Here is a 26,584-nt window from a genome sequence, read left to right as displayed (position 1 = left end):
CGTGTCGGACGGCCGATGGCCGCGGCCGCTCATTCTATCCAGTCGACCTGCTGCAGGTCGGCGCCGGGCGGTTTCGGCATCAGCATGTGCAGCCGCACCGGTTCGCCGGCTAGCCAGGCGAGGATGCCGGCCTGGTCGAATTCGCGACCGAGCGCATCCGCGCGGACCGGGTCGAGGCCGGCCACCAGCCAACCCGCCTCGCGGTGCCCGCCGTCGGGCGCCTGCGCCCGCGCGCGCCGGTAGTCGACGCCCAGCGCGTCCATGCGCGCGACCAGCGCATCGTCGGACGCCGCGTTCTCGCGCACCGGCTGCGATTCCGCGTCCGGGTTCCACGCGGTGATGAATGCATAGCTCGACGCGGGCAGCCGCGATTCGATCTCCGGCACGCGCTCGCCGACACCGAATTCGATGGGCTCGCCGCCGAGGTCCGCCTGGTAGCGGGCGCTCGCGAATGCACGTGCAAGCGCGACCGGATCGTCCCGCGTTGCGCTGTCGTTCGTCCCGTCATCGCTCATGCCGCCATGTCCCTCCATTACGTAAACTCGTGGCCCCTTCGAGAGGCCCCGCGCGAATGACGCCCGAGACCAAGCTGCCCAAGGTCGGTACGACCATCTTCACCGTGATGTCGCAACTCGCTGTCGAACACGGCGCGGTGAATCTCGGGCAGGGCTTTCCGGACTTCGATGTTCCGTCGCGCCTGGTCGAAGCACTCGACCGCGCCATGCGCGAAGGCCGCAACCAGTATTCGCCGATGACCGGCGTGCCGCCGCTGCGCGCCGCGATCGCCAGCAAGACCGAGCGCTGTTACGGATACCGACCGGATGCGGACGCCGAAGTGACGGTGACGTCCGGCGCGTCCGAAGCGATCTTCGATGTGGTGCACGCGGTGGTGCGCACGGGCGACGAAGTCATCGTGCTCGATCCCTGCTACGACTGCTACGAGCCCGCGATCGATCTCGCCGGTGGTGTCGCGGTGCATGTCGCACTCGATGCCGAAACGTTCGCACCGGACTGGCCGGCGATCCGCGCCGCTGTGACCCCGCGCACGCGGATGATCATGATCAATTCGCCGCACAACCCGTCGGGCGCGATGTGGTCGGCGGACGACATGCAGCAGCTCATCGCGCTGCTCGACGGCACGGGCATCTACCTGCTGTCCGACGAGGTCTACGAGCACATCATCTTCGACGGTCGCCGCCACGAGTCGGCGCTGCGCTATCCCGAACTCCGCAAGCGTGCGTTCGTGGTGTCGAGCTTCGGCAAGACCTACCACTGCACCGGTTGGAAAATCGGTTACTGCATCGCGCCGGCCGCGCTGTCGGCCGAATTCCGCAAGGTGCACCAGTACAACACCTTCTGCACCTTCACCCCGGCGCAGTTCGCGTTCGCGGAGATGATCGAAGCCGAGCCCGAGCACTACGAACAGCTCGGCGCGTTCTACCAGGCCAAGCGCGATCGTTTCCGCGAGCAACTGTTGACGACCAAGCTGCGTCCGCTGCCGGTGCCCGGTGGCTACTTCCAGCTCGTCGACTATTCCGCCGTCAGCGACCTGCCGGACGCCGAATTCTGTCGCTGGCTCACGATCGAAAAGGGCGTCGTCGCGATCCCGCTCTCCCCGTTCTACGGCACGCCGCCCGCCGGCCAGCGCCTGGCGCGGCTGTGCTTTGCCAAGAACGAAACCACGCTCGACGCCGCCATCGCGCGGCTGCAGGCGCTCTGAGGACACCATGTCGACCGACCACGTCATCGACGGCCGCGACCCGCTTCGCGTCAGCCTCGTCCAGGGCGACACGCGCTGGCACGACCCGGAAGCCAATCGTGCGTATTACGGCGGGTTGATCGGCGCGCTGCGCGGCATTACCGATCTCGTCGTGTTGCCGGAAACCTTCACCAGCGGCTTCTCGAACGACGCCATCGACCGCGCCGAAACCATGGACGGCCCGACCGTGCAGTGGATGCGCGACTGGGCGAAGCAGCTCGACGCGGCGGTTACGGGCAGCGTGCAACTGCGCACCGACGCCGGCGTCAGCAACCGCCTGCTGTTCGTCACGCCCGATGGCGAGGTGCGCCACTACGACAAGCGTCACCTGTTCCGCTACGCCGGCGAACACGAGCGCTACAGCGCCGGCCGCGACCGCCTGGTGCTCGAGTGGCGCGGTTGGCGCATCTGTCCGCTGGTCTGCTACGACCTGCGTTTCCCGGTGTTCTCGCGCAATCGGTTCGACGTCGAGCGTAGCAATGGGCTCGACTACGACCTGCTGCTCTACGTCGCCAACTGGCCAGGCGTGCGCGGCCATGCCTGGCGCACGCTGCTTCGCGCGCGTGCAATGGAAAACCTCTGCTACGTCGCTGCCGTGAACCGCGTCGGCACCGACGGCAACGGGCACCACTACACCGGCGACAGCGCGGTGATCGATTTCGTCGGCAATCCGCTCAGCGAATGCGCGGACATGGAAGTCGTGACCACCACGACGTTGTTCCTCGGCGAACTCGACGCCTATCGCAAGCGCTTCCCCGCGATGCTGGATGCCGACCGTTTCGAGCTGCTGTGACCGTCGCCGGCCTCAGACGAGGCCGGTGAGGTAGTACAGCGCGATCACGACCAGCACCGCGGCGGTCTTGATCAGCGTGACCGCGAAGATGTCGCGGTAGGCCTGTCGATGCGTGAGGCCGGTGACCGCCAGGACGGTGATCACCGCGCCGTTGTGCGGCAGTGTGTCCATCCCGCCCGACGCCATCGCGGCGACGCGATGCAGAACCTCCATCGGAATGCCGGCCGCGTTCGCCTGCGCGACGAACTGCTGCGCCATCGCCGCCAGCGCGATGCCCATGCCGCCCGAAGCCGAACCGGTGATGCCCGCTAGCGATGTCACCGTCACCGCGGTGTTGACCAGCGGATTCGGAATCGACGACAGCGCGTTCGACACGGCGAGAAAGCCCGGAAGCGCCGCGATCACCGCGCCGAAGCCGTATTCCGACGCGGTGTTCATCGATGCCAGCAACGCGCCGGCGATCGCCGCGCGGCTGCCTTCGACGAAGCGCGACACCACCGGCCGCCATGCGAGCGCCAGCACGCTCACGATGCCGACCAGAAGCGCGCCTTCGACCGCCCACACGCCGGCGACCTTCGCGACGTCCTGTACGACGGGCGCGGCGTCGCCGATCACCGCGGGGTCGAACGAGGTCGACGTGCCGTAGAAGCCGGGAATCCATGCGGTGAACACGCGGTTGGCGACGCCGACCAGCACCAGCGGCAGCAGCGCGATCCACGCGCTCGCAAGGCGATCGCCCTCGAAGCGCACGGGCTCATTCAGCAGCGTCGCCGCGTCGCCATAGCCTTCGCCCGCGGCGGCCGCCTTGCGACGTCGCGACTCGAGATAGAGCAGGCCGACAACGAGGATGAACAGGCCGCCGAGCGAACCGAGAATCGGCGCGGCCCACGTGGTCGTGCCGAAGAACGTCGTCGGGATGATGTTCTGGATCTGCGGCGTACCGGGCAGCGCGTCCATCGTGAACGTGAATGCGCCGAGCGCGATCGTGCCGGGGATCAGGCGCTTGGGGATGTCGCTCTGGCGGAAGAGTTCCGCGGCGAACGGATACACCGCGAACACCGCGACGAAGAGCGACACGCCGCCGTACGTCAACAGCGCACACACGATGACGATCGACAGGATCGCGCGCTGCGCGCCCACCACGCGAATGGTCGCGGCAACGATCGAGCGCGAGAAACCCGACAGCTCGATTAGCTTGCCGAACACGGCGCCCAGCAGAAAGACGGGGAAGTAGAGCTTGAGGAAGCTCACCATCTTGTCCATGAACAGGCCGGTGAACATGGGCGGCACCAGCGATGGATCGGTGAGCAGCACCGCGCCTAGCGCCGCCACGGGTGCGAAAAGAATTACCGAATGGCCCCGGTAGGCCACGAACATCAGGAAGGCCAGCGCCGCCAGCACGATCAGGAAGGCCATCTAGGCTCTCGTCCCCAGGAATGCGCGCCAGTATCCGGAGCCTCCACCGCACCGGCATTGTCCGAACGTACAACTGCCGGCCGCGCTGGACGCCGACTACCGTGCACGGCATCGCGGCGTGGTCCGCCGTGCGATCACGCCATCCGGTCACTGGGGAGAGTTCCACGATGCGCCGCAAGAACGTCAGCCGTACACATCTCTGCCTCGCCATCAGCTGCGCGTTGCTCGCGCCGACGGCGTGGGCGCAGGACACGACCGCCAGCACGACGTCGGACCCGACCGCCGAGCGCAAGCTCGACCAGATCACGGTCACCGCGCGCAAGCGCGAGGAAACGCTGCAGGAAGTGCCGGTCGCGGTGACCGCGTTCACGCCGGAAGCGCTCGACAAGCTCAACGTGCGCGACCTCGCCGACCTCGATGCGCAGGTGCCGAACCTGACGATCTACGCCGCGCGTGGTTCGACCAGCACGGTCACCGCCTACATCCGCGGCGTCGGCCAGGCCGATCCGCTGTGGGGCGTCGATCCGGGCGTCGGCATCTATCTCGACGACGTCTACATGGCGCGTCCTCAGGGCGCACTGCTCGACGTCTTCGATGTCGATCGCATCGAAGTGCTGCGCGGCCCGCAGGGCACGCTGTACGGCAAGAACACAATCGGCGGCGCGATCAAGTACATCTCGCGTGGCCTGCCCAGGCAGGTCGACGGCTTCGGCTCGATCACGATCGGCAACTACAACCAGCTGGACGTGAAAGCCGGCATCGGCGGCCCGCTGTTCGGCGACGACAGCGGCCTGCGCGGCCGCGTTTCCGTCGCCAGCATGAATCGCGACGGCTTCGGCACCAACCTCTACACCGGCCAGGATGTCACCGACAAGGAGATCAACGCGGCCCGCTTCGAGCTCGGCGCGTTCGCCGGCGACAACTTCGACGTCCGCTTCGCGTTCGACTGGATGGACGACCAGTCCGGCGTGCGCGGCGCGCAGATGCTGGCGCCGAATCCGCTCGCGCCCGCGTATCCGCCGATGAGCGACCGCTACGACATCCGCAGCGGCATGGGCAACGTCAACGACACGCAGATGAAGGGCCTGTCGGCGACGGTGAACTGGAAGCTCAACGACGACTTCGCGCTGAAGTACGTCGTGGCCAAGCGCGAGTCCGATACCGACACCAACATCGACTTCGACACCACGCCGCTGCCGCTGGTCGACGTGCATGCGCTCTACTTCGACAACCAGGTCAGCAACGAATTCCAGCTCAACTACGACGCCGGCCATCGCGCGCGCGGCGTGATGGGGCTGTACTGGTTCAACGGCGACGCCGGCGGCCAGGTGCTCAACCACTTCTACAACCCGTTGCTGGCGACGTCGCTCACCAATCCCCTGTTCGGCGACACACAGGGCTACGTCAACACCAAGTCGTTCGCGGCGTATGCGGACTGGACGTTCGACCTCACCCAGCAGCTCAAGCTCGACGTCGGCGCGCGCTATACCGACGAAGACAAGCACGCGGTTGCGCTCAACCGCTTCTACACCAACGGCAGCTACACGACGTCGTGGGGCACGGCGGCCAACTTCGACAAGACCGTCAACTTCAAGAACGTCTCGCCCAAGGTGTCGCTCGACTACCAGATCACGCCCGGCATCATGGTCTACGGGCTGGCGTCGCGCGGCTTCAAGTCCGGCGGCTACAACATCCGCGCCAACACCACGGCGGTGCCGCGTTCGGGCGAACCGTTCGACGACGAGTCGGTCGACAGCCTGGAGCTCGGCAGCAAGATGGCACTGCTCGACGACTCGCTGTTCCTCAACCTCGCGTACTTCCACAACAACTACAAGGACATCCAGCTCTCGGTCTTCACCTCGTACACGTTGCCGAACGGTTCGCAGAGCTTCTTCGGTGACTTCACGAATGCGGGCAAGGGCACCGTGCAGGGCCTCGAAGTCGAATACCAGTGGCTGCCGACGCAGCATTGGGCGATCAGCGGAAACCTGGCGTGGCTCGATGCGAAGTACGACGAGTTCATCACCGCGGGTGTCAACGTCGCCGACAGCCAGAAGTTCACGAATGCACCCGATTTCTCGGGCGCGCTGAACGTGGAATGGCATACGCCGCTCGACAATGGCGGCGACATCTCGGCGCGCGTCGGTTACGCGTACCAGACGGCGGTATGGCCGACGACCGACCTGAGCCCGGCCATCCGCCAGGGCGCGTACGGCCTTGTCGGGGCCGGCGTGATCTGGAAGATGAACGATGCGTGGTCGCTGTCGCTGCAGGGCTCCAACCTGACCGACACCGAGTACCGCACCACCGGCTACAACATCGCGGCGTACGGCGTCCTCACGGGCTTCTACGGCCCGCCGCGCCAGTATTCGCTGACCGCGAGGTACGACTTCTGACCGACGCCGAAGGCGGTCGGAGCCACGACGGCGGGCCCTCTGGGTCCGTCGTCGTTTTTTATGCGCGATGCGTGCAGCGCGGTGCGGCGGCGACTAAGCTCGCAGGGCAGGGGACGACCGCCCGCGACGCACGCGAGTCCGCACCATCCATGTCCACTACACCGCGATGTTGAACGCCGGCATCGTCACCGCCGCGAGCCTCGCATGGCTCGGCCTGATGTTCGCTGCGGCGCTGCACGCGGAGCGCCGGCCGGCATTCGGTGCGCGCCACTGGCGCTACATCTACGCGCTGTCGCTGGCGGTGCACTGCACGTCGTGGACTTTCTACGGCACCGTCACCCAGGCCGCGCGCTATGGCTGGCCGGTGCCGCCGACCTTCGTCGGCGCGATCCTGCTGTACGGGCTCGGCATCGGTGTGATGCTGCGGCTCGCGCGTCTCGCACGCGACACCAATGCCGCGTCGCTCGCGGACCTCATCGCCACGCGACTCGGCAAGGACGCCTGGCTCGCCGCGACGGTGACGCTGGTTGTCGCGCTCGGCCTCGTGCCCTACATCGCGCTGCAGCTGAAAGCCGTGGCGATGAGTTTCTCGACACTGTCGGCGGGGCGCGTCGCGAGCGGCGGGCCGCTGTGGCGCGACAGCGCGCTGTACGTCGCCATCGTGCTCGCCGTGTTCGCGATCCTGTTCGGTGCGCGCCACGCCAAGGCGACGGAACACAACCGCGGGCTCGTGTTCGCGATGGCGCTGGAATCGGTGTTCAAGCTCGGCGCGATGTTGGCGGTCGGCGCGTTCGTGTTGTTCGGCCTCCACGGGTCGCACGTCGCGGTGCCGCCGCCGCCGCCGGCGACCACCGGCGGTTTCGCGCCGCTGGTGGTGCTCGGCGCGCTGGCGATGTTCATCCTGCCGCACCAGTTCCATGTCGCCGTTGTCGAATGCCAGGAAGAGCGCCACGTGCGCACGGCGCGCTGGCTGTTCCCGGTGTACCTGTTGCTGATCGCCCTTCCGGTGCTGCCACTCGCGCGGGCGGGTGCGGCGTTGCTCGGCAACAGCGTGCCGTCGGATCTCTACGTGCTCGCGCTGCCGTTGTCGCAGGGCCACGAAGGCCTCGCGTTGACGGCGTTCCTTGGTGGCCTGAGTGCGGCGACCGGCATGGTCGTCGTCAGTACGCTCAGCCTGAGCCTGATGATCGGCAACCACTGGTTCGCGCCGGGGCTGCTGCGCGGCGCGTGGAACCGCAGCGACCATGGCGACCTCAGCGGCAGCGTGCTCGCGTTGCGACGCACCGGCATCGTGGTGGTGATGCTGCTGGCGTGGGCGTACAGCCGCGTCATCGCGGGCAGCGAAGCATTGGCGGACGTCGGCGCGGTGTCGTTTTCGGCACTGGCGACGCTCGCACCCGCGCTCGCATTCGCGGTGTGGCGGCCGCAGACGCCACCGCGTGCAGCGATGGTCGGCATCGTCGTGGGCTTCGCGACATGGGCGTGGGTGCTGGTGGCGCCGTCGTTCCTCGCCGCCGATGTCATCGCGCACGGCCCGTTCGGTTTTTCGTGGCTGTCGCCCGACGGGCTGTTCGGCCTGACGGGTTGGACGCGACTCGGCCGCGCCGTCGGCGCTAGCCTGTTCATCGGCACCTGCGCGACGCTGATCGGCGCGGCGTCGTGGAGCGGTGCGCCGCGACGCGCGTATCGCGGACTCGACGCAGCGACGTTGCGCGCCGCCGGCCTTCGCTTCCTGCCCCGCGAGCGCGTTGCGCAGCTGTTGCAGGGTGTCGGTGCGGGGCCGGTACCTGGGCCTGTCGAGGAGCGCGTCGAGCGCGAGCTTGCTGGCGTCCTCGGCGCGGCGTCCGCGCGCGTGCTGCTCGATGCGGTGCGCCGCGAATCGCGCGATCTTGAAACGGTCGCGACCATCGTCGGCGAAGCATCGGCCGACCTGCGCTTCAACCAGCGCGTACTCGAGGCCGCGTTGCAGAACATGAGCCAGGGCATCAGCGTGGTCGATGCGGAGCTGCGGCTGGTCGCGTGGAATCGCCGTTACGCGGAACTGTTCGGCTTCCCGGACGAATTGTTGCGTGTCGGTCGGCCGATCGCGGATCTCGCGCGCTGGGCGATGCGCGGCCTCGCATTCGACGTGGACGTCGAGCGCGCGCTGGATCGACGCCTCGCCTTCATGCGTGCAGGCACGCCACACCTGTCCGAACGCGTTCTGCCGGACGGCAGCATCATCGAGATCCGCGGCAATCCGATGCCGGGCGGTGGCTTCGTCGCCACGTTTACGGACGTCACCGCGTTCCGTCGCGCGGAAGCGGGGCTGTTGCTCGCGAACGAGACGCTGGAGCAGCGCGTCGCCGAACGCACGACCGAACTGCAGGTCGCAACGCGCGAAGCCGAGCGCGCGAATCACGCCAAGAGCCGTTTCCTCGCCGCGATCGGTCATGACCTGATGCAACCGCTGCACGCTGCGCAGTTGTTTGTCGACGCGCTGGGTGACGGACTCGATGATCCGAAGCAGCGTGGCACAGTCGCGCAGGTGCACGGGGCGCTGGAGTCCACTGTCGAATTGCTGTCGGGCCTGCTCGACATGTCGCGCCTCGAGGCGGGCGGCCTGGTGCCGCAGTCGCGTCCATTCGCGCTGGCGGAGGTACTCGACCCGCTCGCGTCCGAGTTCCAGGCGATCGCCGCCGCGCGCGGATTGCGTTTCCGCTACGTACGCAGCGCGGCGTGGGTGCGCACCGATCCGCAACTGCTGCGCCGTGTCCTCCAGAACTTCCTCGCCAACGCGGTGCGCTACACGCCGGGCGGAAGCGTGCTGCTGGGCGCACGTCGCGTCGACAAGGCTGTGCGCGTCGAGGTGCACGACACCGGTCCGGGCATCGCGCCTGCGCGGCAGCGCGAGATCTTCGAAGAGTTCCGCCGCGGCGACGACGCGCCGGGGCAGGGGCTGGGCCTCGGTCTGTTCATCGCAGACCGCATCGCGGCGCTGTTGGATGCGCCGCTCGGTCTGCGCAGCATGCCGGGCCGCGGCACCATGTTCGCGATCACGCTCGATGCAACCGCAACGCCGCATCGCGCGCCGGTGCCGGCCATTCCGCAGCGTCTCGCCGGGCTGCGTGTCCTGTTGCTCGACAACGACCCCGCGGCGCTGTCGGCGACACGCGCGCTGTTGGAACGCTGGGGTTGCGAGGTCGCCGCGGCGCGCGACCGCCGCGAGGCGATCGCTGCCTGCGAGTCGATCGATCCTGCGTTGTGGCTGCTCGACTATCACCTCGACGACGGCGACACCGGCCCCGACGTCGCGCGCCTGCTCGAAGGCCGTTTCGGTGCGCGACCGACGCTCGTCGTAAGCGCGGATGCGAGTGCCGAGGTGCGCGGCCGCGTCGAAGACTGCGGCTACCACCTGCTCGCCAAGCCGCTGAAGCCACTCGCGCTGAAGTCGATGCTCGATCGCCTGGTGGTCGCAGGCGAACGTCCGCTGGCGACGACCGGCTGACGACGTTTACGACGCGACGAATCGCGCGGGGTCGCTCAGTTCGAGTTCGCGCAGCACCACGCTTGCCTGCGTGCGGTTGCGCACGCCGAGACGCTCGAAGATCGCCGACAGGTGGGCCTTCACCGTGCGTTCCTGCACGTCGAGGCGATCGGCGATCTGCTTATTGAGAAGGCCCTGCGCGACCAGCGTAAGCACACGGAACTGCTGCGGCGACAGGCTCGCAAGGCGTGCAGCGAGATCGGCGTCGGTCGACGAACTCTGCGTACGCGCCACCGACGCACGCAACGGCGCCGGCAACCATTGCTCGCAAGCCAGCACGGCGCGAATGGCATCGCGCAGTTCATCGAGCCCGGCGCTCTTGGGCAGGTAACCCGCCGCGCCATGGTCGAGCGCGCGGCGCACCACGCGCGGGTCGTCGTTCGCCGACACCACGACCACCGCAACGTGCGGGTATTGCGCACGCACCGCAGCCAGGCCCGCGAGACCGTGATTGCCCGGCATGTGCAGGTCCAGCAGCACCAGGTCGATGTCGGGTTCGCGCTCGAGCACGGCGAGCACGCCGTCGAGCGAATCCGCCTCGTGCACGATCAAGCCGTCGACAGCATCGCGCGCCGCGCCGCGCAGGGCGGCGCGGAACAGCGGGTGGTCGTCGGCGATCAGCAGCGCAGGCATTACTGGACGGTCCAGCCACCGTCGACATCGATCGTGTGGCCGGTGACGTTGCGCGCCGCCGACGACATCAGGAACGCGGTGATGCCGGCCAGTTCCTCGAACGTGATGAACACGCCCTTGGGCATCGGCTTCAGCATCACCTCGCTGACGACCTGCGATTCCGGAATGCCGCGCGTCTTCGCCTGGTCGGCGATCTGCTTGTCGACCAGCGGCGTCTTCACGTAGGTGGGGCAGATCGTGTTGATGGTGATGTCGGTATCGCTGGTTTCCAGCGCGACCACCTTCGAGAAACCGAGCAGGCCGTGCTTGGCGGCGACGTACGCGCTCTTGAACGGGCTGGCCACCAGCGAGTGGATCGAACCGATGTTGACGATGCGCCCGAAGCCGCGTTCTCGCATGCCCGGAAGCACCGCGCGCGTGAGCCGCGCGACGCCGATCAGCATCACCTGCACGAGCAGTTCCCATTTCTCCATGGGGAAATCCTCGAGCTTCGATACGTGCTGCAACCCCGCGTTGTTGACCAGCACGTCGACGGGCCGCGACACCGCGGCGAGCACGCTGGCGACGCTGTCGTCGGACGTGACATCGAGTGCATGCGCTTCGGCGCTGTGGCCTTCGTCGCCGATCGCCTGCGCGACCCTGCGCGCGGCGTCGGCCGACAGGTCGGTCACGATGACGTGGTGGCCGTCGCGCGCGAGCTCCGTCGCGATGCCCGCGCCGATGCCGCTGCCGGCGCCGGTAACGAGCACGCAGCGCGGCGTCGAAATGAATTGGGTCATGGAGTCCTCCTGCGCCCAGCCTACCAATGCGCGGCGACCGCCGCGTGGTACGAACGTACGATGCCGCGCCGTCGGCCGCTTGCTAGGGTGGTGGCATGAACACGACCCGATCCTTCGCCACGCTGCTGTGCGCGGGCGCCGTGGCACTGGCCACCGGCTGCGCGAGTCTTCGACAGGACACCCGGATGGACGCCTTCGCCCAACCCCGCGTCACCACGCATCGTGACGGCGACGACCTGTTGACCGCAGGCCTTGGGCTGGCGGGCCTGCGCGCAGCCGCGCCGGGTTTCGCCGACGCGACGCATCCGACGCCAGTCGAACTGCGCCGCCGCGCGATCTGGTCGAACTGGCACGGCATCGCCGATCTCACGCCGGCGGGTGGGTACGGCACGTTGTACGGCTCGACCGCCAACGTGCCCGGTCGCGAATACGCGACGTTCGCGCGCGTGCCCGGCGCGTCGCAGCCGCATCGCGTGGCAGTGCAGGTGCCCGACACGTTCGATGCCAAGCGACGCTGCATCGTGGTCGCGCCGTCGTCGGGTTCGCGCGGCGTGTACGGCGCGATCAGCGTCGCCGGCGCGTGGGGCCTGCCGAAGGGTTGCGCCGTCGCGTACACCGACAAGGGCGGTGGCACCGACTATTTCGATCTCGACGCGGGGCAGGGCATCGCGCTCGACGGCACCGTGCAGGCGGCGGGCAGCGCGCCGCTCGCCTTCGAGCCGTCGCAGCGCACGGGCCACGGCATCGCGTTCAAGCACGCGCACTCCGGCGACAACCCGGAGAAGGACTGGGGCCTGCACGTGAAGCAGGCCGCCGAGTTCGCACTGAACGCGCTCGACGACGCGTTCCCCGCGCAGGCGCCATTCCGTTTCGACAACACGACGGTCATCGCCGTCGCGGTGTCGAACGGCGGTGGCGCCGTGCTGCGCGCGGCGGAGCTCGATGGCGACTGGCTCGACGCGGTCGTCGCCGGCGAGCCGAACGTCAACGCCGGCGATGCGCCCACGCTGTACGACATCACCACTGAGGCGGCGTTGCTGATGCCGTGCGCGCTCGGTCACCTGCAGGTGCCGCTGCCGCCGACCGCCGGGCCGAAGTGCGGCGAGATCGCGGATGCCAAGCTGGTCAAAGGCGCAACCGACGCCGACCGCGCGCGCGACGCCTACGATCAACTGCGCGCACGCGGCTGGACCGACGACGCGCTGCGCTCGGGCGGGTTGAGCGTCTCGTTCGATCTGTGGAAATCCATCGCGGCGACGTACGCGTCGGCCTACGGGCGTTTCGGACCGGACGCGCATCCGTGTGGATTCACCTTCGGCGCGATCGATGCGAACGGCGCGCCGCGTGCAGCAACCGATGCCGAACGTGCCGCATGGTGGGCCGACGCCAGCGGCATTCCGCCCGGGGCGGGCGTAGTGTTGCTGCCGCCGAAGAAGGCGCCGATCGACACACTCCTTTGCCTGCGCGGTCTCTGGACCGGCACGGGCGACGCGGCCGGCCGCGTGCGTGCCGGCATTCGCGAGACGCATGCATCGCTACCGCGCGCCGGTATCCCGATCACCGTGGTGCACGGAACCGACGATGGGTTGATCCCCGTCGCGTTTACCAGCGCACCCTACGTGCAGGCCGCGCGCGCGGCGGGTCGCGACGTGCGCTTCTGGCAGGTGCGCAACGCGCAACACTTCGACGCGTTCCTGCAGCTGCCCCCGGTCGGCGCGCGCTACGTTCCGCTGCTGCCGTACGTGTATGCCGCGCTCGATCGCACCTGGGCGCACCTGTACGAAGGCGCGGCGATGCCCGGGGATGCGTTGATCCAGACGACGCCGCGCGGCACCGACGCCGAACTCACCGCGCGCCATCTGGCGGTTCCAACGCCGTAACCGGTCGATCAGTCGATGACGCGCGATGCGTCGTCGAAGCACCGCAGCTCCAAAGAAGACGGCCGCCCTTGGGCGGCCGTTTCATGTCAGGTACGCGGACCGCGGTTGCCGCCGCCACCCGGGCGACCACCGCCGCCGGGTCGTCCGCCGCCACCGGGGCGCGGACCACGCGGTGCGCCACCCGGCGGACCGGAGCGCGGCGGGCCCGATCGCTGCGGACGCGGGCCGCGCGGACGGTCGTAGCCGCCGGCACCCGGGTTCGCATGGTCGGACGGGAAGCTCGGCGCGCTGGCCGGATGGCCGTACGGATGCGAGCGCTGGCCGCCCGGCTTCGGGCCGCCCGGCTTGCGCGGGCCGCCGGCGCCGTACGGGCCGCCGCCACCGCCCGCACGATCGTCGCGCGGACCGCCGGGACGACCGCCACCACCGGGACGACCGCCCGGCTGACCACCGCCACCGCCGTAGGGGCTGCCACCGCCGGCACGCTCACCGCCGAAGCCGCCGCCCGGACGTCCACCGCCACCGGGGCGACCACCGCCGGGACGACCGCCCGACGGATCACCCGAACGATCGTTGCGGAAACCACCCGGTGCGCCACCGGGACGCGGGCCGCCCGACTTGGGGCCGTACGGCTTGCGGCCGCGGGCGCCGTCCGGATTGCGATGCCCGCTCGGGCCGGTCTCGACACCGTCCGGCACGTACCACGTGCGGAAGGCGGCCGGGTTGCCCTCGGGCAGCGCGCGCGCACCCTTGTCGGGGCGCTGCTTGAAGGGACGGTTGGCCTGCTTGGCCGCCGCCTCGCCGCTGACGGTCAGGCCGCCGTGCTTGCGCGGGCCGCCACGACCGCGACCGCGGTCTTCGCGAACATGATCGAAGCGACGCAGCTCGCGACCTTCGTCCGCCGTGTTCTGGCCACCGACGTAACCGCTCTGCGTGCGCTCGCCGGAGAAATGGATGGTCGACTTGCCGGCGCGACGCTGGCCGATCACCGGCTGCAGCGTGAGCGCCGACGGTGCGCCGTCTTCCAGGCCGAGATCCGTGCGCAGCTGTTCGACGCGCGCGGTCGGCAGTTCCTGCGACTGCCCGCGAAGCAGTTCGCGCGGCAGCTCGACACCGCCGTAGCGCACGCGCTTCAGGCGGCTGACCTGGCACCCCTGCGACTCCCACAGGCGACGCACTTCGCGGTTGCGACCTTCCTTGACGACGACGCGGAACCAGTCGTGCGACTCGCTGCCGCCGATCTTCTCGATCTCGTCGAACTTGGCCGGGCCGTCGTCCAGCGCAACGCCGCGCGCGAGGCGCTCGACGATGTTGTCCGGCACGGTTTCCTCGCCTTCCGGGGCACGCACGCGGCAGACGTATTCGCGCTCGACTTCCTTGGACGGATGCATCAGCGCATTCGCCAGCTCGCCGTCGGTGGTCAGCAGGAGCAGGCCGGTGGTGTTGATGTCGAGGCGGCCGATCGCGATCCAGCGCGCGCCCTTCAGCGGCGGCAGCGCTTCGAAGATCGTCGGGCGACCCTCGGGATCTTCGCGGGTGGTCACTTCGCCTTCGGGCTTGTTGTACATCAGCACGCGCGGCGGCTCGGTCAGCGCGCTGGCGACGAACTGGCGACCGTCGATATCGACCTTGTCGCCACCGCCGATGGACATGCCCACCGTCGCGGTCTCGCCGTTCACCTTCACCAGCCCGTCGGCGATGCGCTGCTCCAGCGCACGTCGCGAACCGAGGCCGGCCTGCGCGAGCACCTTGTGCAGGCGCTCTTCGAGGCGCGTCGCGGGTGTCGCGGGTTGTTCACGCCGCAGCGTCAGCTTGCGGCCCTTGTCTTCACTCATGGTCATCTGACTCCGCCGCATCGTTCGACGCGGTCGTTGTGTCGGGAACGGTCGTCGTCTCGACGGCGTTGTCTTGCTCGTGATCGTTCTCGTGTACCGCGCGCATGCCCGGCGCGGCTTCGGGACCGACGTCGCCTTCGGCGTCGTCTGGAATTTCGTCTTCGTCTTCGTCGACATCGCTGTCGTCGAACTGGATGGGACGCTCGCGGCGGAAGTCGAGGTCGCCCTCGTCGCCGTTTTCGTCGGCGACGTCGTCGTCGGCGGCGTCAGTGTGCGCGTCGTCCGCGGCGGTGGCGTCGACGGACGCATCCGTCGCGACGTCCGCGTCACCCGGCTCGCCATCGTCGTTCGCCGCGTCGCCGGGCTCGCCGGCGTCGTTGTCGGCCGGTGCCTCGTCACCGACGCCGCCCACCGCGATCGCCGGCGCAACGCCGCTGACCGTGTCGAACTGCAGCTGCGGCTCGAGCTCGCCGATGTCCTTGAGTTCCGACAGCGGCGGCAGCTCGTCGAGACGCTTGAGCCCGAAGTAGTCGAGGAAGCCCTTGGTGGTGCCGAACAGCGCGGGGCGGCCGGGAACGTCGCGATGGCCGACGACGCGGATCCATTCGCGCTCCTCGAGCGCCTTGATGATGTTGCTGCTCACCGCCACACCGCGCACCTGCTCGATCTCGCCACGCGTGATCGGCTGGCGGTAGGCGATCAGCGCGAGCGTCTCCAGCGTGGCGCGTGTGTAACGCGTCTGCCGCTCGGTCCACAGGCGTGCGATCCACCCGTGTACGTCGGCCTGCACCTGGTAACGGAAGCCCGAGGCGACCTCGACCAGCTCGACGCCGCGCGATGCGCAATCGGCCTGCAACTGTTCGATGGCGGCTTCGATCATGCCGTTCGGTGCCGGCTGGTCCTCGGGAAAGAGGTCGCGCAGCTGCGCCAGCGACAGCGGCTGGTTCGACGCCAGCAGCGCCGCCTCGATGATCCGGTTGATCAGCGTTTGATCCATTGAGGGTCCATGTGACTCGCGGAGGCCAACGCCTCCGGTTTCCCCGTGGCGCGCCGCGTCGGCGTCGCCGTGATGTGCACCAGGCGTTTCGACGTCGGACGTCATGCGCCGTCGTTCGCCGCGTCGGTATCGAACTCGCTCGAGAGTTCGATCTCCGCCGGGTCCTTCATGATCGCCAGCGATTTCACGTAGATCGGTGCGAGTGTCTCTTCCTGCACGATCTCGACGAGTTGTTCCTTGGCGAGCGTGAGCATGCCGAGGAAGGTGACGACCACGCCGAGCTTGCCTTCCACCGGATCGAACAGCGATTCGAAGCGATGGAAGCCGCCGTCGGCGAGGCGCTCGAGCAACTCGCCCATGCGCTGCCGAACGCTCAGTGCGTCGCGCTTGATCGCGTGCTGGGTGAACAGCTCGGCGCGCTTGAGCACGTCGCGCAGCGCCAGCAGCATTTCCTTCAGATCCACCGGCGGCGGCAGGCGGATCGCCGCGCGCTCGGGCACGTGCGCCTGCACGACGCCGGTGTCGCGTTCCATGCGGGGCAGGGCATCGATGTCCTCTGCCGCCTTCTTGAAGCGCTCGTACTCCTGCAGGCGGCGCACCAGTTCGGCGCGCGGATCTTCTTCCTCGCCCTGCTCGTTCGTGACGCGCGGCAACAGCATGCGCGACTTGATCTCGGCGAGCATCGCGGCCATGACAAGGTAGTCGGCCGCGAGCTCGAACCGCATTTCGTGCATCGCGCCGATGTATTCGACGTACTGCCTCGTGATGTCCGCAACCGGGATGTCGAGGATGTCGAGGTTCTGGCGGCGGATCAGGTAGAGCAGAAGGTCCAGCGGGCCTTCGAACGCTTCCAGGATGACTTCGAGCGCGTCCGGCGGGATGTAGAGGTCCTGCGGGATCTGCAGCACGGGCTGGCCATGGACCACCGCGAGCGGCATTTCCTGCTGCTGCGGTCGGGCCGGCGGAGCCGGTTCTGGCGGATTGTCCTCGGACGCCTGCGGCGCGAGATCGTCGGTCATTCGGGACCGGCCCCTCCGGGCCTGGCACAGCACACTGCGGATCGGGCGGCCTGGGCCGGCCCTTCGGTGACGCGGACTGCGGAAAACGATGCGGGGCGACGCGCGCCGGACGGCGGGCAGACGGATTGCGCGATCGGAATGCCGGACGTGGGAGCGGGGGCTCCACCGCGGCTGTCGCCTGCAGGGCAGGTCGACGGACGGACCTAAGCCTACGGGCGCGGGGCGATGCTGTCCAGCCAGCCCCGCCGCGACCCGTAGAATCGCGGTCTTTTCCGGGAGAGCCGACCCATGTGGTACGTGATCGACGCGCGCGATGGACAGGACGTGCTGCAGCGCCGGCTTGAAGCGCGGCCCCGCCACCTCGAGCGCCTGAACGCGCTGCGCGACGCCGGCCGCCTGCTCGTGGCCGGCCCCTGTCCGGCGATCGACGCCGAGGATCCGGGCCCGGCGGGGTTCAGCGGCAGCCTGATCATCGCGGAATTCGAATCGCTCGAAGCCGCGCAGGCCTGGGCGAAGGCCGACCCCTACCTCGAAGCCGGCGTCTACGTATCCGTGGACGTCCGCCCGTTCCGCAAGGTGCTGCCGTGAACCCGGCGGATCGCCCCGCCGCGATCCGCAGCGCACTCGAAGTCGCATTCGCGCCCGACGCACTCGAGGTCGTCGACGAGAGCCACAAGCACGCCGGCCACGCCGGTGCGCGCGACGGGCGCGGGCATTTCAGGGTGACGCTGGTGAGCGATCGCTTCGACGGTATGCCCTCGGTGGCGCGGCATCGCGCCGTATATGCCGCGCTCGGCGACCTTATGACTACCGACATCCACGCGCTGTCGATCGAGGCGCGCACGCCGGTCGAGGCCGGTGGTCGCTAGCTGATGAGTGCCGCAACGCGGCGGTGAAACCCCGTCAGGGGCACCAGTGGACCTGCAACGGCTCGCCGCCAGCGAGCCGGACCGCAGTCAACGATGAACTCATCGGGTCCGTCGAAGCCATCGCGGCCTCGAAATGCCGGCGCTGCACTTCACCGCGCAATAGAAGAATGCGCGACATCCCGCGCGACAGGCCTAGCGGCGTAGCCGTGATGCGGCGCGTCCACGGCCCGGCATCGGGGCTGAAGGATGCATCGAGACTGATGTAGTCCTGCTTCGACTCCAGCGCGCGCGGGTAATCGGGCGAATCGGGGAACAGCGCGGCGATGTGGCCGTCGTCGCCCATCGTCAGCACGAGGACGTTCGGCAACTGGCGCGCGTGCGCATTGGCGATCGCGACCGCGTCTTCCAGGCGACGCCCGGCCAGTGTCAGCGGCTCCAGGCGCGCTACCGCGGCGTGCTCGACAAGCAGGTGGCGGCGCAGCGCGGCGGCATGGCTGTCGGGGTCGTCGGGCTGAAGCCAGCGTTCGTCGACCAGGCCGACGTCCACGCGTTCCCATTCCAGCGGTGCACGCGCCAGCGCGTGGAAGACCGGCGCGACGCGATCGCTGGGCGACACGAGCAGTCGGCAGCGCGCGTGGTGCTCGAGGTCGCGGCGAAGTTCGCCGGCGATGGCCACCGCCGCGGCCCAGGTCCAGACATGGGCGTCGCGATGGACATGCAGTGGCCCGCCGCCGGCCGGGTCGGGCAGGCGCTCGGTGAGGGGCGGACCGGCCGGCGCTCCGAAGACCATGCCCCGGATCATGCAGGTTTCGTGCCCCCCATGCATGCGGCGGCACGGAGTGGCCGGCCCGACCACCTGCTTTCACGCCGCTATACTCGCGAGCCGCATGGGTGCCGCCGTTTCGTGCGCGCCCGAGCCACGCCAGAGGCCGCTTCGCCGAATGCGTCTTTCCACGATCAAACTGTCGGGCTTCAAGTCGTTCGTCGACCCGACCACCCTCCATCTCTCCGGCAACATGACCGGCGTCGTCGGCCCGAACGGCTGCGGCAAGTCGAACATCATCGACGCCGTGCGCTGGGTGATGGGCGAGAGCTCGGCCAGCCGCCTGCGCGGCGATTCGCTGACCGACGTCATCTTCGCCGGCTCGTCCGCGCGCAAGCCGGTGTCGCAGGCGATGGTCGAGCTGATCTTCGACAACAGCGACCACACGATCACCGGCGAATTCGCCGCGTTCAACGAAATCTCGGTCAAGCGCGTGGTCTCGCGCGACGGCCAGAGCCAGTACTACCTCAACGGCACCAAGTGCCGTCGACGCGACATCACCGACCTGTTCCTCGGTACCGGCCTGGGCGCACGCAGCTACTCGATCATCGAGCAGGGGATGATCAGCCAGATCATCGAGGCGCGACCGGAAGACCTGCGCGTCTACCTCGAGGAAGCGGCCGGCATCTCGAAGTACAAGGAGCGCCGCAAGGAGACCGAGACGCGCATCCGCCACACGCGCGAGAACCTCGACCGCCTCAACGACCTGCGCGAGGAAGTCGGCAAGCAGTTGCAGCACCTGGCCCGACAGGCGCGACAGGCCGAGCAGTACCAGGCGATCCAGGCCGAGCGCCGCGTTCGCGACGCCGAGTGGAAGGCGCTGGAATTCCGCGCGCTTGACCGCAAGCTTCAAGTGCAGCGCGAAAAGCTGTCGCAGCAGGAAACGCGGTTGCAGCAGCTCATCGCCGAACAGCGCGAAGCCGAGCGACTGCTCGAGGAAGGCCGCCTGAAGCGCGAAGATGCCGCCGAGCATCTGTCGCGCGCGCAGGCTGAAAGTTACGAAGTGAGCGGCGCGCTGGCACGCGTCGAACAGCAGATCCAGCACCAGCGCGAGATGTCGTCGCGCCTGCAGCGTGCGCGCGACGAAGCGCTCGCGCAGCTGTCGGAGATCGCGAGCCACATCGGCAGCGACCAGGCGCGCCTCGATGCGCTGCGCAATGCGCTTGAAAACGACGAGCCGCGTCTCGAAGCCATGCGCGAGGAAGAGATCGCGCGCACCGATGCGCTGCGCGATGCCGAGGCCAGGCTTGCCGACTGGCAGCAGCGTTGGGACGCCCACGCTCGCGCGCAGTCCGAAGCCGCGCGCGCGGCGGACGTGGAACGCACGCGGATCGAAGGCCTGGATCGCATGGCGCTCGACGCCGAGCGTCGTCGCGAAGCGCTGTCGAACGAGCGCGCGAGCCTCGACATCGATGCGCTCGCCGAATCGGCGTCGGCGATCGTCGAGCAACTCGAAACGCAGAAGCTCGCGGTCGACACGCTGACCGGCGAACTCGACACCCGCAAGCAGGTCGGCTCCGCGCTGCAGGAACGCCAGCGCGAAACGCAGACGCAGCTGGCCGACGTGCGCAAACAGGCACAGGCGGCGCGCGGTCGGCTGTCGAGCCTCGAAGCGCTGCAAGCCGCGGCGCTGGGCCAGGAACAGGGCCGCGCCATGGACTGGCTGCGGTCGCACGGCCTGCAGGACGCGGATCGCGTCGGCGAAGCGCTGCGGGTCGACGATGGTTGGGAAACCGCGGTCGAGATCGCGCTGGGCCAGCTGATCGAAGGCGTGCTGGTCGAACGTCCGGAAAGCCTTGCGGCCGAACTCGGGCAACTGGGCGAAGGCCGCCTTGCGCTGGTCGGGAACGACCGGGACGGCAATGGCGTTCCGTCGACCTCGCTCGCGTCGCATGTCGAAGGCCCGTCGGCGATCCGCACGATGCTGTCGCGCGTGCACGGCGCCGACGACGTCGATTCGGGCCTGCGTCTTCTCGCGACGCTGCCTGCCGGCGACATCGTCATTACCCGCAGTGGCGAACGCCTGGGCGCCGGCTGGGTGCAGGTGGTTCGCGCGAGTTCGGCGACGCAGGGCGCGCTGCTGCGTGAGCGCGAGATCCAGTCGCTGCGCGCCGAAATCGAATCGCTTGTGGTTCGCGAGCGCGAGCTCGAAGCGCTGCTCGTAGAACTGCGTGACCAGTTGCTCGTCGCCGAACAGCATCGCGAAGACGCGCAGCGCTCGCTGTACATGGCGCACCGCGCGGTCAGCGAACTCAGCGGCCAGCTGCAGAGCCAGCAGGGCCGCGTCGACGCCGCGCGTGGTCGCATCGAGCGAATCGATGGCGAGCTCGCGCAGCTTGGTGAAACGCTCGAAACGGCCCGCGAGCAGGGCCGGCTGGCACGCAGCAACCAGGAGGACGCGGTCGTCCGCATGTCCGAACTGGAAGATGCGCGGATCGAGTTGGAGAACGAGCGTCGCCGCTTCACCGAAACGCGCGATTCCGACCGCAACGCCGCACGCGAAGCACGAGATGCCGCGCACGCGCTGGCGCTGACGGTGGAATCGCAGCGCGCACAGCTGTCAGGCCTGACGCAGGCACTGGATCGCATGTCCGGCCAGCGCGGGCAACTCGACTCGCGGCTGGGCGAGCTCGCCGAGCAGCTCGCCGACGGCGACGCGCCGGTGCGCGATCTGGAAACGCAGCGCCAGGTCGCGCTCGAGCAGCGCGTGCTCGCCGAGCAGAAGCTCACCGCCGCGCGCACGGCGGTCGACGGCATCGACCACGAACTGCGCGGGCACGAGTTGATCCGCCAGCAGCGCGACGAGCAGTCGTTGCAGCAACGCGAAGCCATTGGCCAGCGTCGCCTGGAGCTGCAGGCGCTGGCGCTCAAGGCCGAGCAGCTGTCCGAAGGCGTGGTCGAAGCGGGGTTCTCGCTCGAGGAAGTCACCGCGACGCTGACCGACGAGATGGAGCCGCAGGCGTGGGAACGCACGGTCGCCGAACTCGACGGCAAGCTTCGTCGACTCGAACCGGTCAATCTCGCCGCCATCGCCGAACACGCCGAGGCCGCACAGCGCAAGGACTACCTCGACGCGCAGAACACCGACCTCACTACCGCGCTCGAAACGCTGGAAGAAGCCATCCGCAAGATCGATCGCGAGACGCGTGGCCGGTTCAAGGACACGTTCGACCGCGTCAACTCCGGCATCCAGGAGCTGTATCCGCGCCTGTTCGGCGGCGGCCACGCCTACCTGGAACTCACCGGCGAAGACCTGCTCGACACCGGCGTCTCGATCATGGCGCGCCCGCCGGGCAAGCGCGTGTCGAACATTTCGCTGCTGTCGGGTGGCGAGAAGGCGATGACCGCGGTCGCGCTGGTGTTCGCGATCTTCCGCCTGAATCCGGCGCCGTTCTGCCTGTTGGACGAGGTGGACGCACCGCTCGACGAAGCGAACGTCGGCCGTTTCACGGCGATGGTCAACGAGATGAGCGAGCAGGTACAGTTCCTGTTCGTCACCCACAACAAGGTCACGATGGAAGCGGCGAAACAGCTCATGGGCGTCACCATGCGCGAGCCGGGCGTCAGCCGCCTCGTGTCCGTCGACCTCGCCGAAGCCGCGCGCCTGGCCGGCGCGGCCTGACCGAACCTCGGAGCACTGCATGTCGGACATGGCGATGCTGCGGATCTGGATCCTCGTCGCGGGCGTTGTACTGATCGCGGCGATCGTCTTCTTCGGGCGACCGAAGAAGCCGGGGCAGGGACGCCGCGTCCCGCGCGATGGCGATGGCCGACGCGTCGAGCCGACGCTGGGCGAGCAGCTCGCGGCGGAACTCGGCGAGGGCGACCCCGATATCGAGCCGACGCAGGAATCGCTCGACCTCGACTCGCATACGGCGTCGACGCCGAAGGATGACCTCGGCAAGCGCACCACCGACGAGTTCGACAAGATCGTGACGCTGTATCTGGCCGCGCGCGCCGGGCAGTCGCTGAGCGGTTCGGACATCGTCGTCGCGGCCGAACGCGCGGGGCTGGTCTACGGCCATATGGGCGTGTTCCACCGCCTGATCGAGAACCATCCCGAGCGCGGCCCGGTGTTCAGCGTCGCCAACATCATGAAGCCCGGCAGCTTCGACATGGCGAACATCCAGGAGCTGCAGACGCCCGCGATCGCGTTCTTCCTGACGCTGCCGGCGCCGGTCGCCGCGCTCGATGCATGGGACACCATGCTGCCGACCGCGCAACGCATGGCCGAGCTTCTCGACGGCGTCGTGCTGGACGAGCAGCGCAATGCGATCGCGCGGCAGCGCATCGCGCACATCCGCGACGAGCTGCGCGCCTACGACCGCCAGCGCGAAGCGCCGCCGCTGACGCGTCCGTCGCGCTGGTAAGCGGCTACAGCTCGCTCACGCGCGAGCGCTAGACTTCTTCGCATCCACAGGGGTTTGCGATGGCGACCACGACCGGCTTCTTCCGTTCCCGACATGACCGAATGATCGCCGGCGTGATCGGCGGCATTGCGCGGCATTACGGCTGGAACGCGACGCTGCTGCGCGTGATCTACGTGCTGGTGTCGTGCCTGTCGGCCGCGTTCCCGGGCATCCTCGTCTACCTGATCGCCTGGCTGGTGATGCCCGAAGAGGGCACCTGACCGCGCGATGGCGCGTCCCGCGAAAACCGCCGAGGGCGTGCGCGGGCCGGTACGCGCGTCGTCGCACGCCGTCGCGGTCGAGCCCCTGCCTTTGCCGATGATCGCCGTCGTGCCCGGCGTGATCTGGGCGCTTCCGAACACGCTTGTCGGCCTGCTATTGGGTGCCGTGGGCATGGCCTTCGGCGCGCGGCCGACGCTGCGCCGACGTGATCTCGCCTGCGTGTTCCATCGCTGGCCCTGGGGTCCGGGCGGGGCCATCACCATCGGCAACGTGATCCTGCATACGGGCGACGACCTCGACGTTTCCTGCGCCACATACGCGCACGCCGCGGGCTGGGGCGCCGAACCAGCGGTGTCGCTGGCGTTGCACGAGCGCGCGCACGTCTACCAGTACCTCGTGCTCGGTCCGCTGTTCCTGCCGGTCTATCTCGCGTGCGGCGGCGTGGGCGTGCGCAACCGGTTCGAGCGCGCCGCCGACCGCTTCGCCGCGACCGGTCGGGGCTGGTGGCCGTGGCCCGCGCCATGGCCCGGCCGCCGCTGACGCCGACGAGCGGTCGTGCGGCAGTAACAGCCCGCGCGTAATTTCGGTCGAGGGGCTGCTGCGTCGCGCAACGCGACATGGAGGCGGCGTGGAGTTCAAGGCTTATCGTCGACCGGACGGCGCTTACGTGCTCGTCCCGGATTGCCTTGTGGCTTCGCGCGACGCGCAGGGCCGGCACGGGCCGCTGGCCCTCGTCGCACGCTTCGATGTCGATTGCCCGATCGACGACCCGATCTGGCACCGCGTGCTGGCCGACATCGACCGGCAGTCGTACGCGGTGGTCCGGCGCGACACCGGCGAGCAGCTGATCCGCCTCGCCACCGGGCACGCGACCGTCTAGCGCCTGCACCCTGCCTTGACCCCGCCGCGCCTACGGTCGGAACGCCGCGCGGTGCGGCGCGACGCGAGGCGACCTGTGCGGACTCCCGACGACATGGCGAAGGCCGATGCGACGACGGCGATCGTCGTCGAACGGCATGCCGACGGTGCGTCGCCGTGCAGTCACCAGCACGCAACCGCCGGGCACGACGAATTCATCGCGCGCATCGCCGAGTTCGACCACGCCGCGGTATCGGAACGCGTCATCTGCGCATGCGGCCTCGACGTGGCGAGCACGCCGGACAGCATGACGCGCGGCGCGCCGTAGATCGTCGCACCCCCGCGGGCCGCGTCACTCCAGTTGCTTGTTGAAGCGCAGGATCGCGACGCTCAACAGCACCGCGGTGAACGCGACCAGCGCGAGCGCATCGGGCCAGAGTTCGAACAACGTGGCGCCGCGCAACATGACGCCGCGGATGATGCGGATGAAGTGTGTGAGCGGCAGGACCTCCGCCAACCACTGCGCTACGCGCGGCATGCCCGAAAACGGGAACATGAAGCCCGACAGCAGGATCGACGGCAGGAACACGAAGAACGTCATCTGCATCGCCTGGAACTGCGAGCGCGCGCGTGTCGATATCAGCAGGCCCAGCGCGAGGTTCGCGAGGATCAGCAGCGTGGCGGCAAGGTAGACGTCCAGCACGCTGCCGCGCACCGGCACCTTGAACAGCCAGACGCCCAGTGCGAGCACGAACGTGGTCTGCACCAGGCCGATCGCCGCGTACGGCAGCACCTTGCCGACCATCAATTCGCTTCGCGACAGGGGCGTCGCGATCAGCAGTTCCATGTTGCCGCGTTCGCGCTCGCGCACGATGGCGACGCCGGTGAACAGCACCATCGTCATCGTCAGGATCACGCCGACCAGCCCGGGCACGATGTTGACCGCCGAACGCCGCTCCGGGTTGTAGAACGCGACGACGCCGATCGGCATCTCGCGCGGAAGCGCACTTCGCTGCGTGTCATCGAGTGGCATCTGCGCGAGCTGCGCGGCGGCGGCCTGCACCGCGGTGTCGCTGCCGTCGACCAGCACCTGCACGGCCTCGCGATGCTCGCTGCGGCGGCGTTCGAAGTCGGTGGGAACCACGATGCCGACGTCGATCTCGCCGCGGCGAAGCAATGTCATCAACTGGTCCGGGGTCGATACCACGCGGGTCGGCGCGACGACACCGGTCGCCACCATGTCCATCACGACGAGTCGCGAGTTCGACGTCCCGGCCTGGTCGCAGACGCCCGTTGCGAGGCCGCGAAGGTTGAGGTTGATCGCGTAGCCGAACAGCACGAGCTGGAGGATCGGGATGCCGGCGATCATCGCGAGCGTGATGCGATCGCGCCGCAACTGCCGCAGTTCCTTGAGCACGATCGCGAACAGCCGCCGCATGTTCATGCCGGCGCATCCTCGCGCTTTCGGTCGCGCGTGGCGGCGACGAACACATCCTCGAGGTTCGGTGGAACGGCGTGCACCGTGCCTGTAACACTCGCGCCGCGCAGCGCGGTGTCGATGTCCGCGGCGTCGTCCGGGCTTCGGGTCAGCACGCGCAGCACGTGACCGATCTGCGCGGCGCTGAGCACGGCCGGGCGCCCGTCGAGTGCGTTGCGAACACCACGCGGGTCGTCCGTCTCGACGACGAAGGTGCGTCCTTCGAGTGCCGCGGCGAGATCGTCCGGCGTGCCGTCGGCAACCAGCGCGCCGCGATCGAGAATGGCGAGGCGATGGCAGCGTTCGGCCTCGTCCATGTAGTGCGTCGAGACCAGCAGCGTGGTGCCGCGATCGGCAAGGTCGAACAGCGCATCCCAGAAATCACGGCGCGACTCGGGGTCCACCGCGCTGGTCGGTTCGTCGAGGAACAAAAGCTCGGGTTCGTGCACGACGGCCGCGGCAAGCGCGAGGCGTTGTTTCTGGCCGCCGCTGAGGGTGCCGGCGAGCTGTTTCCGGCGGTCGTCGAGGTGGTAGCGCTCGAGTAGCTCGTCGACGCGCGCGCCGCTGCGCTCGCGCGAAACGCCCTGGATCGCCGCCATGAATTCGAGGTTCTCGCGGACCGACAGGTCGTCGAACAGCGAGAAGCGCTGCGTCATGTAGCCGATGTGCTTGCGCAGTTCTTCGGCCTGTCGCGGGATCTGCAGGTCGAGCACGCTTATATCACCCGACGTCGGCGTCAGCAGGCCGCACAGCATGCGGATGGTGGTCGACTTGCCCGATCCGTTCGGCCCGAGAAAGCCGTAGACGCGCCCGCGCGGCACGACGAGATCGACGTGGTCGACGGCTACGAGCTCGCCGAAGCGACGCGTCAGGCCGTGCGTGCGGATCGCGAC

General features: G+C 68.8%; 23 protein-coding genes. 13 read left to right on the top strand and 10 right to left on the bottom strand.

Features of this window, described 5'->3' with window-relative positions; genetic code table 11:
* Positions 1 to 29: 29 nt before the first annotated feature.
* A complete protein-coding gene (locus tag ACKTTN_RS09095) occupies positions 30 to 515 on the bottom strand; it encodes a DUF3293 domain-containing protein (RefSeq protein WP_407909530.1) in 486 nt (161 codons plus the stop codon).
* 56 nt (positions 516 to 571) lie between these two features.
* Between ACKTTN_RS09095 and ACKTTN_RS09090 the strand changes: the two genes are divergently transcribed.
* Both ACKTTN_RS09090 and ACKTTN_RS09085 read left to right on the top strand, forming a co-directional pair.
* A complete protein-coding gene (locus ACKTTN_RS09090; RefSeq protein WP_407909529.1) occupies positions 572 to 1,720 on the top strand; it encodes a pyridoxal phosphate-dependent aminotransferase in 1,149 nt (382 codons plus the stop codon).
* A 7-nt stretch (positions 1,721 to 1,727) separates the two neighbouring features.
* Positions 1,728 to 2,552 carry an amidohydrolase gene (locus ACKTTN_RS09085; protein WP_407909528.1) on the top strand — a complete coding sequence of 275 codons (825 nt, stop codon included), beginning with the start codon at positions 1,728 to 1,730 and terminating at the stop codon, positions 2,550 to 2,552.
* 12 nt (positions 2,553 to 2,564) lie between these two features.
* Here the strand turns inward: ACKTTN_RS09085 and ACKTTN_RS09080 are convergent, their stop codons facing one another.
* Positions 2,565 to 3,968 (bottom strand): GntP family permease, encoded by a 1,404-nt coding sequence (locus ACKTTN_RS09080; RefSeq protein ID WP_407909527.1) that lies wholly within the window; start codon positions 3,966 to 3,968, stop codon positions 2,565 to 2,567.
* Between the two features lie 167 nt (positions 3,969 to 4,135).
* On the opposite strand from ACKTTN_RS09080, the gene ACKTTN_RS09075 reads away from it, so the two are divergent.
* The gene (locus ACKTTN_RS09075; protein WP_407909526.1) at positions 4,136 to 6,364 is read left to right on the top strand and encodes a TonB-dependent receptor; all 2,229 of its coding nucleotides are present in this window, start codon (positions 4,136 to 4,138) and stop codon (positions 6,362 to 6,364) included.
* Positions 6,365 to 6,530: 166 nt separating this feature from the next.
* Entirely contained in the window at positions 6,531 to 9,851 is a 3,321-nt protein-coding gene (locus ACKTTN_RS09070; protein WP_407909525.1) for a hybrid sensor histidine kinase/response regulator, read from the top strand.
* Between the two features lie 6 nt (positions 9,852 to 9,857).
* On the opposite strand, the gene ACKTTN_RS09065 is transcribed toward ACKTTN_RS09070, so the two are convergent.
* Positions 9,858 to 10,523 carry a response regulator transcription factor gene (locus ACKTTN_RS09065; protein ID WP_407909524.1) on the bottom strand — a complete coding sequence of 222 codons (666 nt, stop codon included), beginning with the start codon at positions 10,521 to 10,523 and terminating at the stop codon, positions 9,858 to 9,860.
* On the bottom strand, positions 10,523 to 11,302 hold the full coding sequence (locus ACKTTN_RS09060; protein ID WP_407909523.1) for a 3-hydroxybutyrate dehydrogenase: 780 nt from the start codon (positions 11,300 to 11,302) through the stop codon (positions 10,523 to 10,525). The genes ACKTTN_RS09065 and ACKTTN_RS09060 overlap by 1 nt, the downstream gene beginning before the upstream one ends.
* A 95-nt stretch (positions 11,303 to 11,397) precedes the next feature.
* Between ACKTTN_RS09060 and ACKTTN_RS09055 the strand changes: the two genes are divergently transcribed.
* The gene (locus tag ACKTTN_RS09055) at positions 11,398 to 13,182 is read left to right on the top strand and encodes a 3-hydroxybutyrate oligomer hydrolase family protein (protein ID WP_407909522.1); all 1,785 of its coding nucleotides are present in this window, start codon (positions 11,398 to 11,400) and stop codon (positions 13,180 to 13,182) included.
* Positions 13,183 to 13,268: 86 nt separating this feature from the next.
* On the opposite strand, the gene ACKTTN_RS09050 is transcribed toward ACKTTN_RS09055, so the two are convergent.
* From ACKTTN_RS09050 to ACKTTN_RS09040, 3 genes are all read right to left on the bottom strand, one after another.
* A complete protein-coding gene (locus ACKTTN_RS09050; protein WP_407909521.1) occupies positions 13,269 to 15,017 on the bottom strand; it encodes a pseudouridine synthase in 1,749 nt (582 codons plus the stop codon).
* Complete coding sequence (scpB, locus tag ACKTTN_RS09045; RefSeq protein WP_407909520.1) at positions 15,010 to 16,014, bottom strand: SMC-Scp complex subunit ScpB; 1,005 nt, start codon at positions 16,012 to 16,014, stop codon at positions 15,010 to 15,012. The genes ACKTTN_RS09050 and scpB overlap by 8 nt, the downstream gene beginning before the upstream one ends.
* Before the next feature lie 101 nt (positions 16,015 to 16,115).
* Positions 16,116 to 17,033, bottom strand: a complete 918-nt coding sequence (locus tag ACKTTN_RS09040) for a segregation and condensation protein A (RefSeq protein ID WP_407909519.1) — start codon at positions 17,031 to 17,033, stop codon at positions 16,116 to 16,118.
* Positions 17,034 to 17,321: 288 nt separating this feature from the next.
* Between ACKTTN_RS09040 and ACKTTN_RS09035 the strand changes: the two genes are divergently transcribed.
* Both ACKTTN_RS09035 and ACKTTN_RS09030 read left to right on the top strand, forming a co-directional pair.
* Entirely contained in the window at positions 17,322 to 17,621 is a 300-nt protein-coding gene (locus ACKTTN_RS09035) for a YciI family protein (RefSeq protein WP_407909518.1), read from the top strand.
* Positions 17,618 to 17,902 (top strand): BolA family protein, encoded by a 285-nt coding sequence (locus ACKTTN_RS09030; RefSeq protein WP_407909517.1) that lies wholly within the window; start codon positions 17,618 to 17,620, stop codon positions 17,900 to 17,902. Before ACKTTN_RS09035 ends, ACKTTN_RS09030 begins: the two co-directional genes overlap by 4 nt.
* Positions 17,903 to 17,936: 34 nt before the next feature.
* On the opposite strand, the gene ACKTTN_RS09025 is transcribed toward ACKTTN_RS09030, so the two are convergent.
* Positions 17,937 to 18,704 (bottom strand): 6-phosphogluconolactonase, encoded by a 768-nt coding sequence (locus ACKTTN_RS09025; protein WP_407909516.1) that lies wholly within the window; start codon positions 18,702 to 18,704, stop codon positions 17,937 to 17,939.
* A 139-nt stretch (positions 18,705 to 18,843) separates the two neighbouring features.
* Between ACKTTN_RS09025 and smc the strand changes: the two genes are divergently transcribed.
* The 6 genes from smc (at position 18,844) to ACKTTN_RS08995 (ending at position 24,542) form a co-directional block, all read left to right on the top strand.
* Complete coding sequence (smc, locus tag ACKTTN_RS09020; protein WP_407909515.1) at positions 18,844 to 22,347, top strand: chromosome segregation protein SMC; 3,504 nt, start codon at positions 18,844 to 18,846, stop codon at positions 22,345 to 22,347.
* Positions 22,348 to 22,366: 19 nt separating this feature from the next.
* Positions 22,367 to 23,095, top strand: a complete 729-nt coding sequence (gene zipA / locus ACKTTN_RS09015; protein WP_407909514.1) for a cell division protein ZipA — start codon at positions 22,367 to 22,369, stop codon at positions 23,093 to 23,095.
* 59 nt (positions 23,096 to 23,154) lie between these two features.
* Complete coding sequence (locus ACKTTN_RS09010) at positions 23,155 to 23,355, top strand: PspC domain-containing protein (protein ID WP_407909513.1); 201 nt, start codon at positions 23,155 to 23,157, stop codon at positions 23,353 to 23,355.
* A 97-nt stretch (positions 23,356 to 23,452) separates the two neighbouring features.
* Positions 23,453 to 23,896, top strand: coding sequence for a hypothetical protein (locus ACKTTN_RS09005; RefSeq protein WP_407910056.1), 444 nt, complete (start codon positions 23,453 to 23,455; stop codon positions 23,894 to 23,896).
* 148 nt (positions 23,897 to 24,044) lie between these two features.
* Entirely contained in the window at positions 24,045 to 24,236 is a 192-nt protein-coding gene (locus ACKTTN_RS09000) for a hypothetical protein (protein ID WP_407909512.1), read from the top strand.
* Between the two features lie 93 nt (positions 24,237 to 24,329).
* Positions 24,330 to 24,542 carry a hypothetical protein gene (locus ACKTTN_RS08995; RefSeq protein WP_407909511.1) on the top strand — a complete coding sequence of 71 codons (213 nt, stop codon included), beginning with the start codon at positions 24,330 to 24,332 and terminating at the stop codon, positions 24,540 to 24,542.
* A 24-nt stretch (positions 24,543 to 24,566) separates the two neighbouring features.
* Here the strand turns inward: ACKTTN_RS08995 and ACKTTN_RS08990 are convergent, their stop codons facing one another.
* Complete coding sequence (locus tag ACKTTN_RS08990; RefSeq protein WP_407909510.1) at positions 24,567 to 25,658, bottom strand: ABC transporter permease; 1,092 nt, start codon at positions 25,656 to 25,658, stop codon at positions 24,567 to 24,569.
* Complete coding sequence (locus tag ACKTTN_RS08985; RefSeq protein ID WP_407910055.1) at positions 25,655 to 26,578, bottom strand: ABC transporter ATP-binding protein; 924 nt, start codon at positions 26,576 to 26,578, stop codon at positions 25,655 to 25,657. The genes ACKTTN_RS08990 and ACKTTN_RS08985 overlap by 4 nt, the downstream gene beginning before the upstream one ends.
* Positions 26,579 to 26,584 lie beyond the last annotated feature (6 nt).

This window comes from Lysobacter claricitrinus, from assembly GCF_045866565.1.
Classification (GTDB): Bacteria; Pseudomonadota; Gammaproteobacteria; order Xanthomonadales; family Xanthomonadaceae; genus Cognatilysobacter; species Cognatilysobacter claricitrinus.
This window is presented reverse-complemented; position numbering and strand designations above follow the sequence as displayed.

Bases quoted from the DNA above. Each gene is read 5' to 3' on its own strand.
- ACKTTN_RS09095 (WP_407909530.1), bottom strand. From the start codon at position 515: ATGAGCGATGACGGGACGAACGACAGCGCAACGCGGGACGATCCGGTC.
- ACKTTN_RS09090 (WP_407909529.1), top strand. From the start codon at position 572: ATGACGCCCGAGACCAAGCTGCCCAAGGTCGGTACGACCATCTTCACC.
- ACKTTN_RS09085 (WP_407909528.1), top strand. From the start codon at position 1,728: ATGTCGACCGACCACGTCATCGACGGCCGCGACCCGCTTCGCGTCAGC.
- ACKTTN_RS09080 (WP_407909527.1), bottom strand. From the start codon at position 3,968: ATGGCCTTCCTGATCGTGCTGGCGGCGCTGGCCTTCCTGATGTTCGTG.
- ACKTTN_RS09075 (WP_407909526.1), top strand. From the start codon at position 4,136: ATGCGCCGCAAGAACGTCAGCCGTACACATCTCTGCCTCGCCATCAGC.
- ACKTTN_RS09070 (WP_407909525.1), top strand. From the start codon at position 6,531: ATGTTGAACGCCGGCATCGTCACCGCCGCGAGCCTCGCATGGCTCGGC.
- ACKTTN_RS09065 (WP_407909524.1), bottom strand. From the start codon at position 10,523: ATGCCTGCGCTGCTGATCGCCGACGACCACCCGCTGTTCCGCGCCGCC.
- ACKTTN_RS09060 (WP_407909523.1), bottom strand. From the start codon at position 11,302: ATGACCCAATTCATTTCGACGCCGCGCTGCGTGCTCGTTACCGGCGCC.
- ACKTTN_RS09055 (WP_407909522.1), top strand. From the start codon at position 11,398: ATGAACACGACCCGATCCTTCGCCACGCTGCTGTGCGCGGGCGCCGTG.
- ACKTTN_RS09050 (WP_407909521.1), bottom strand. From the start codon at position 15,017: ATGAGTGAAGACAAGGGCCGCAAGCTGACGCTGCGGCGTGAACAACCC.
- scpB (WP_407909520.1), bottom strand. From the start codon at position 16,014: ATGGATCAAACGCTGATCAACCGGATCATCGAGGCGGCGCTGCTGGCG.
- ACKTTN_RS09040 (WP_407909519.1), bottom strand. From the start codon at position 17,033: ATGACCGACGATCTCGCGCCGCAGGCGTCCGAGGACAATCCGCCAGAA.
- ACKTTN_RS09035 (WP_407909518.1), top strand. From the start codon at position 17,322: ATGTGGTACGTGATCGACGCGCGCGATGGACAGGACGTGCTGCAGCGC.
- ACKTTN_RS09025 (WP_407909516.1), bottom strand. From the start codon at position 18,704: ATGATCCGGGGCATGGTCTTCGGAGCGCCGGCCGGTCCGCCCCTCACC.
- smc (WP_407909515.1), top strand. From the start codon at position 18,844: ATGCGTCTTTCCACGATCAAACTGTCGGGCTTCAAGTCGTTCGTCGAC.
- zipA (WP_407909514.1), top strand. From the start codon at position 22,367: ATGTCGGACATGGCGATGCTGCGGATCTGGATCCTCGTCGCGGGCGTT.
- ACKTTN_RS09010 (WP_407909513.1), top strand. From the start codon at position 23,155: ATGGCGACCACGACCGGCTTCTTCCGTTCCCGACATGACCGAATGATC.
- ACKTTN_RS09005 (WP_407910056.1), top strand. From the start codon at position 23,453: ATGATCGCCGTCGTGCCCGGCGTGATCTGGGCGCTTCCGAACACGCTT.
- ACKTTN_RS08995 (WP_407909511.1), top strand. From the start codon at position 24,330: ATGGCGAAGGCCGATGCGACGACGGCGATCGTCGTCGAACGGCATGCC.
- ACKTTN_RS08990 (WP_407909510.1), bottom strand. From the start codon at position 25,658: ATGAACATGCGGCGGCTGTTCGCGATCGTGCTCAAGGAACTGCGGCAG.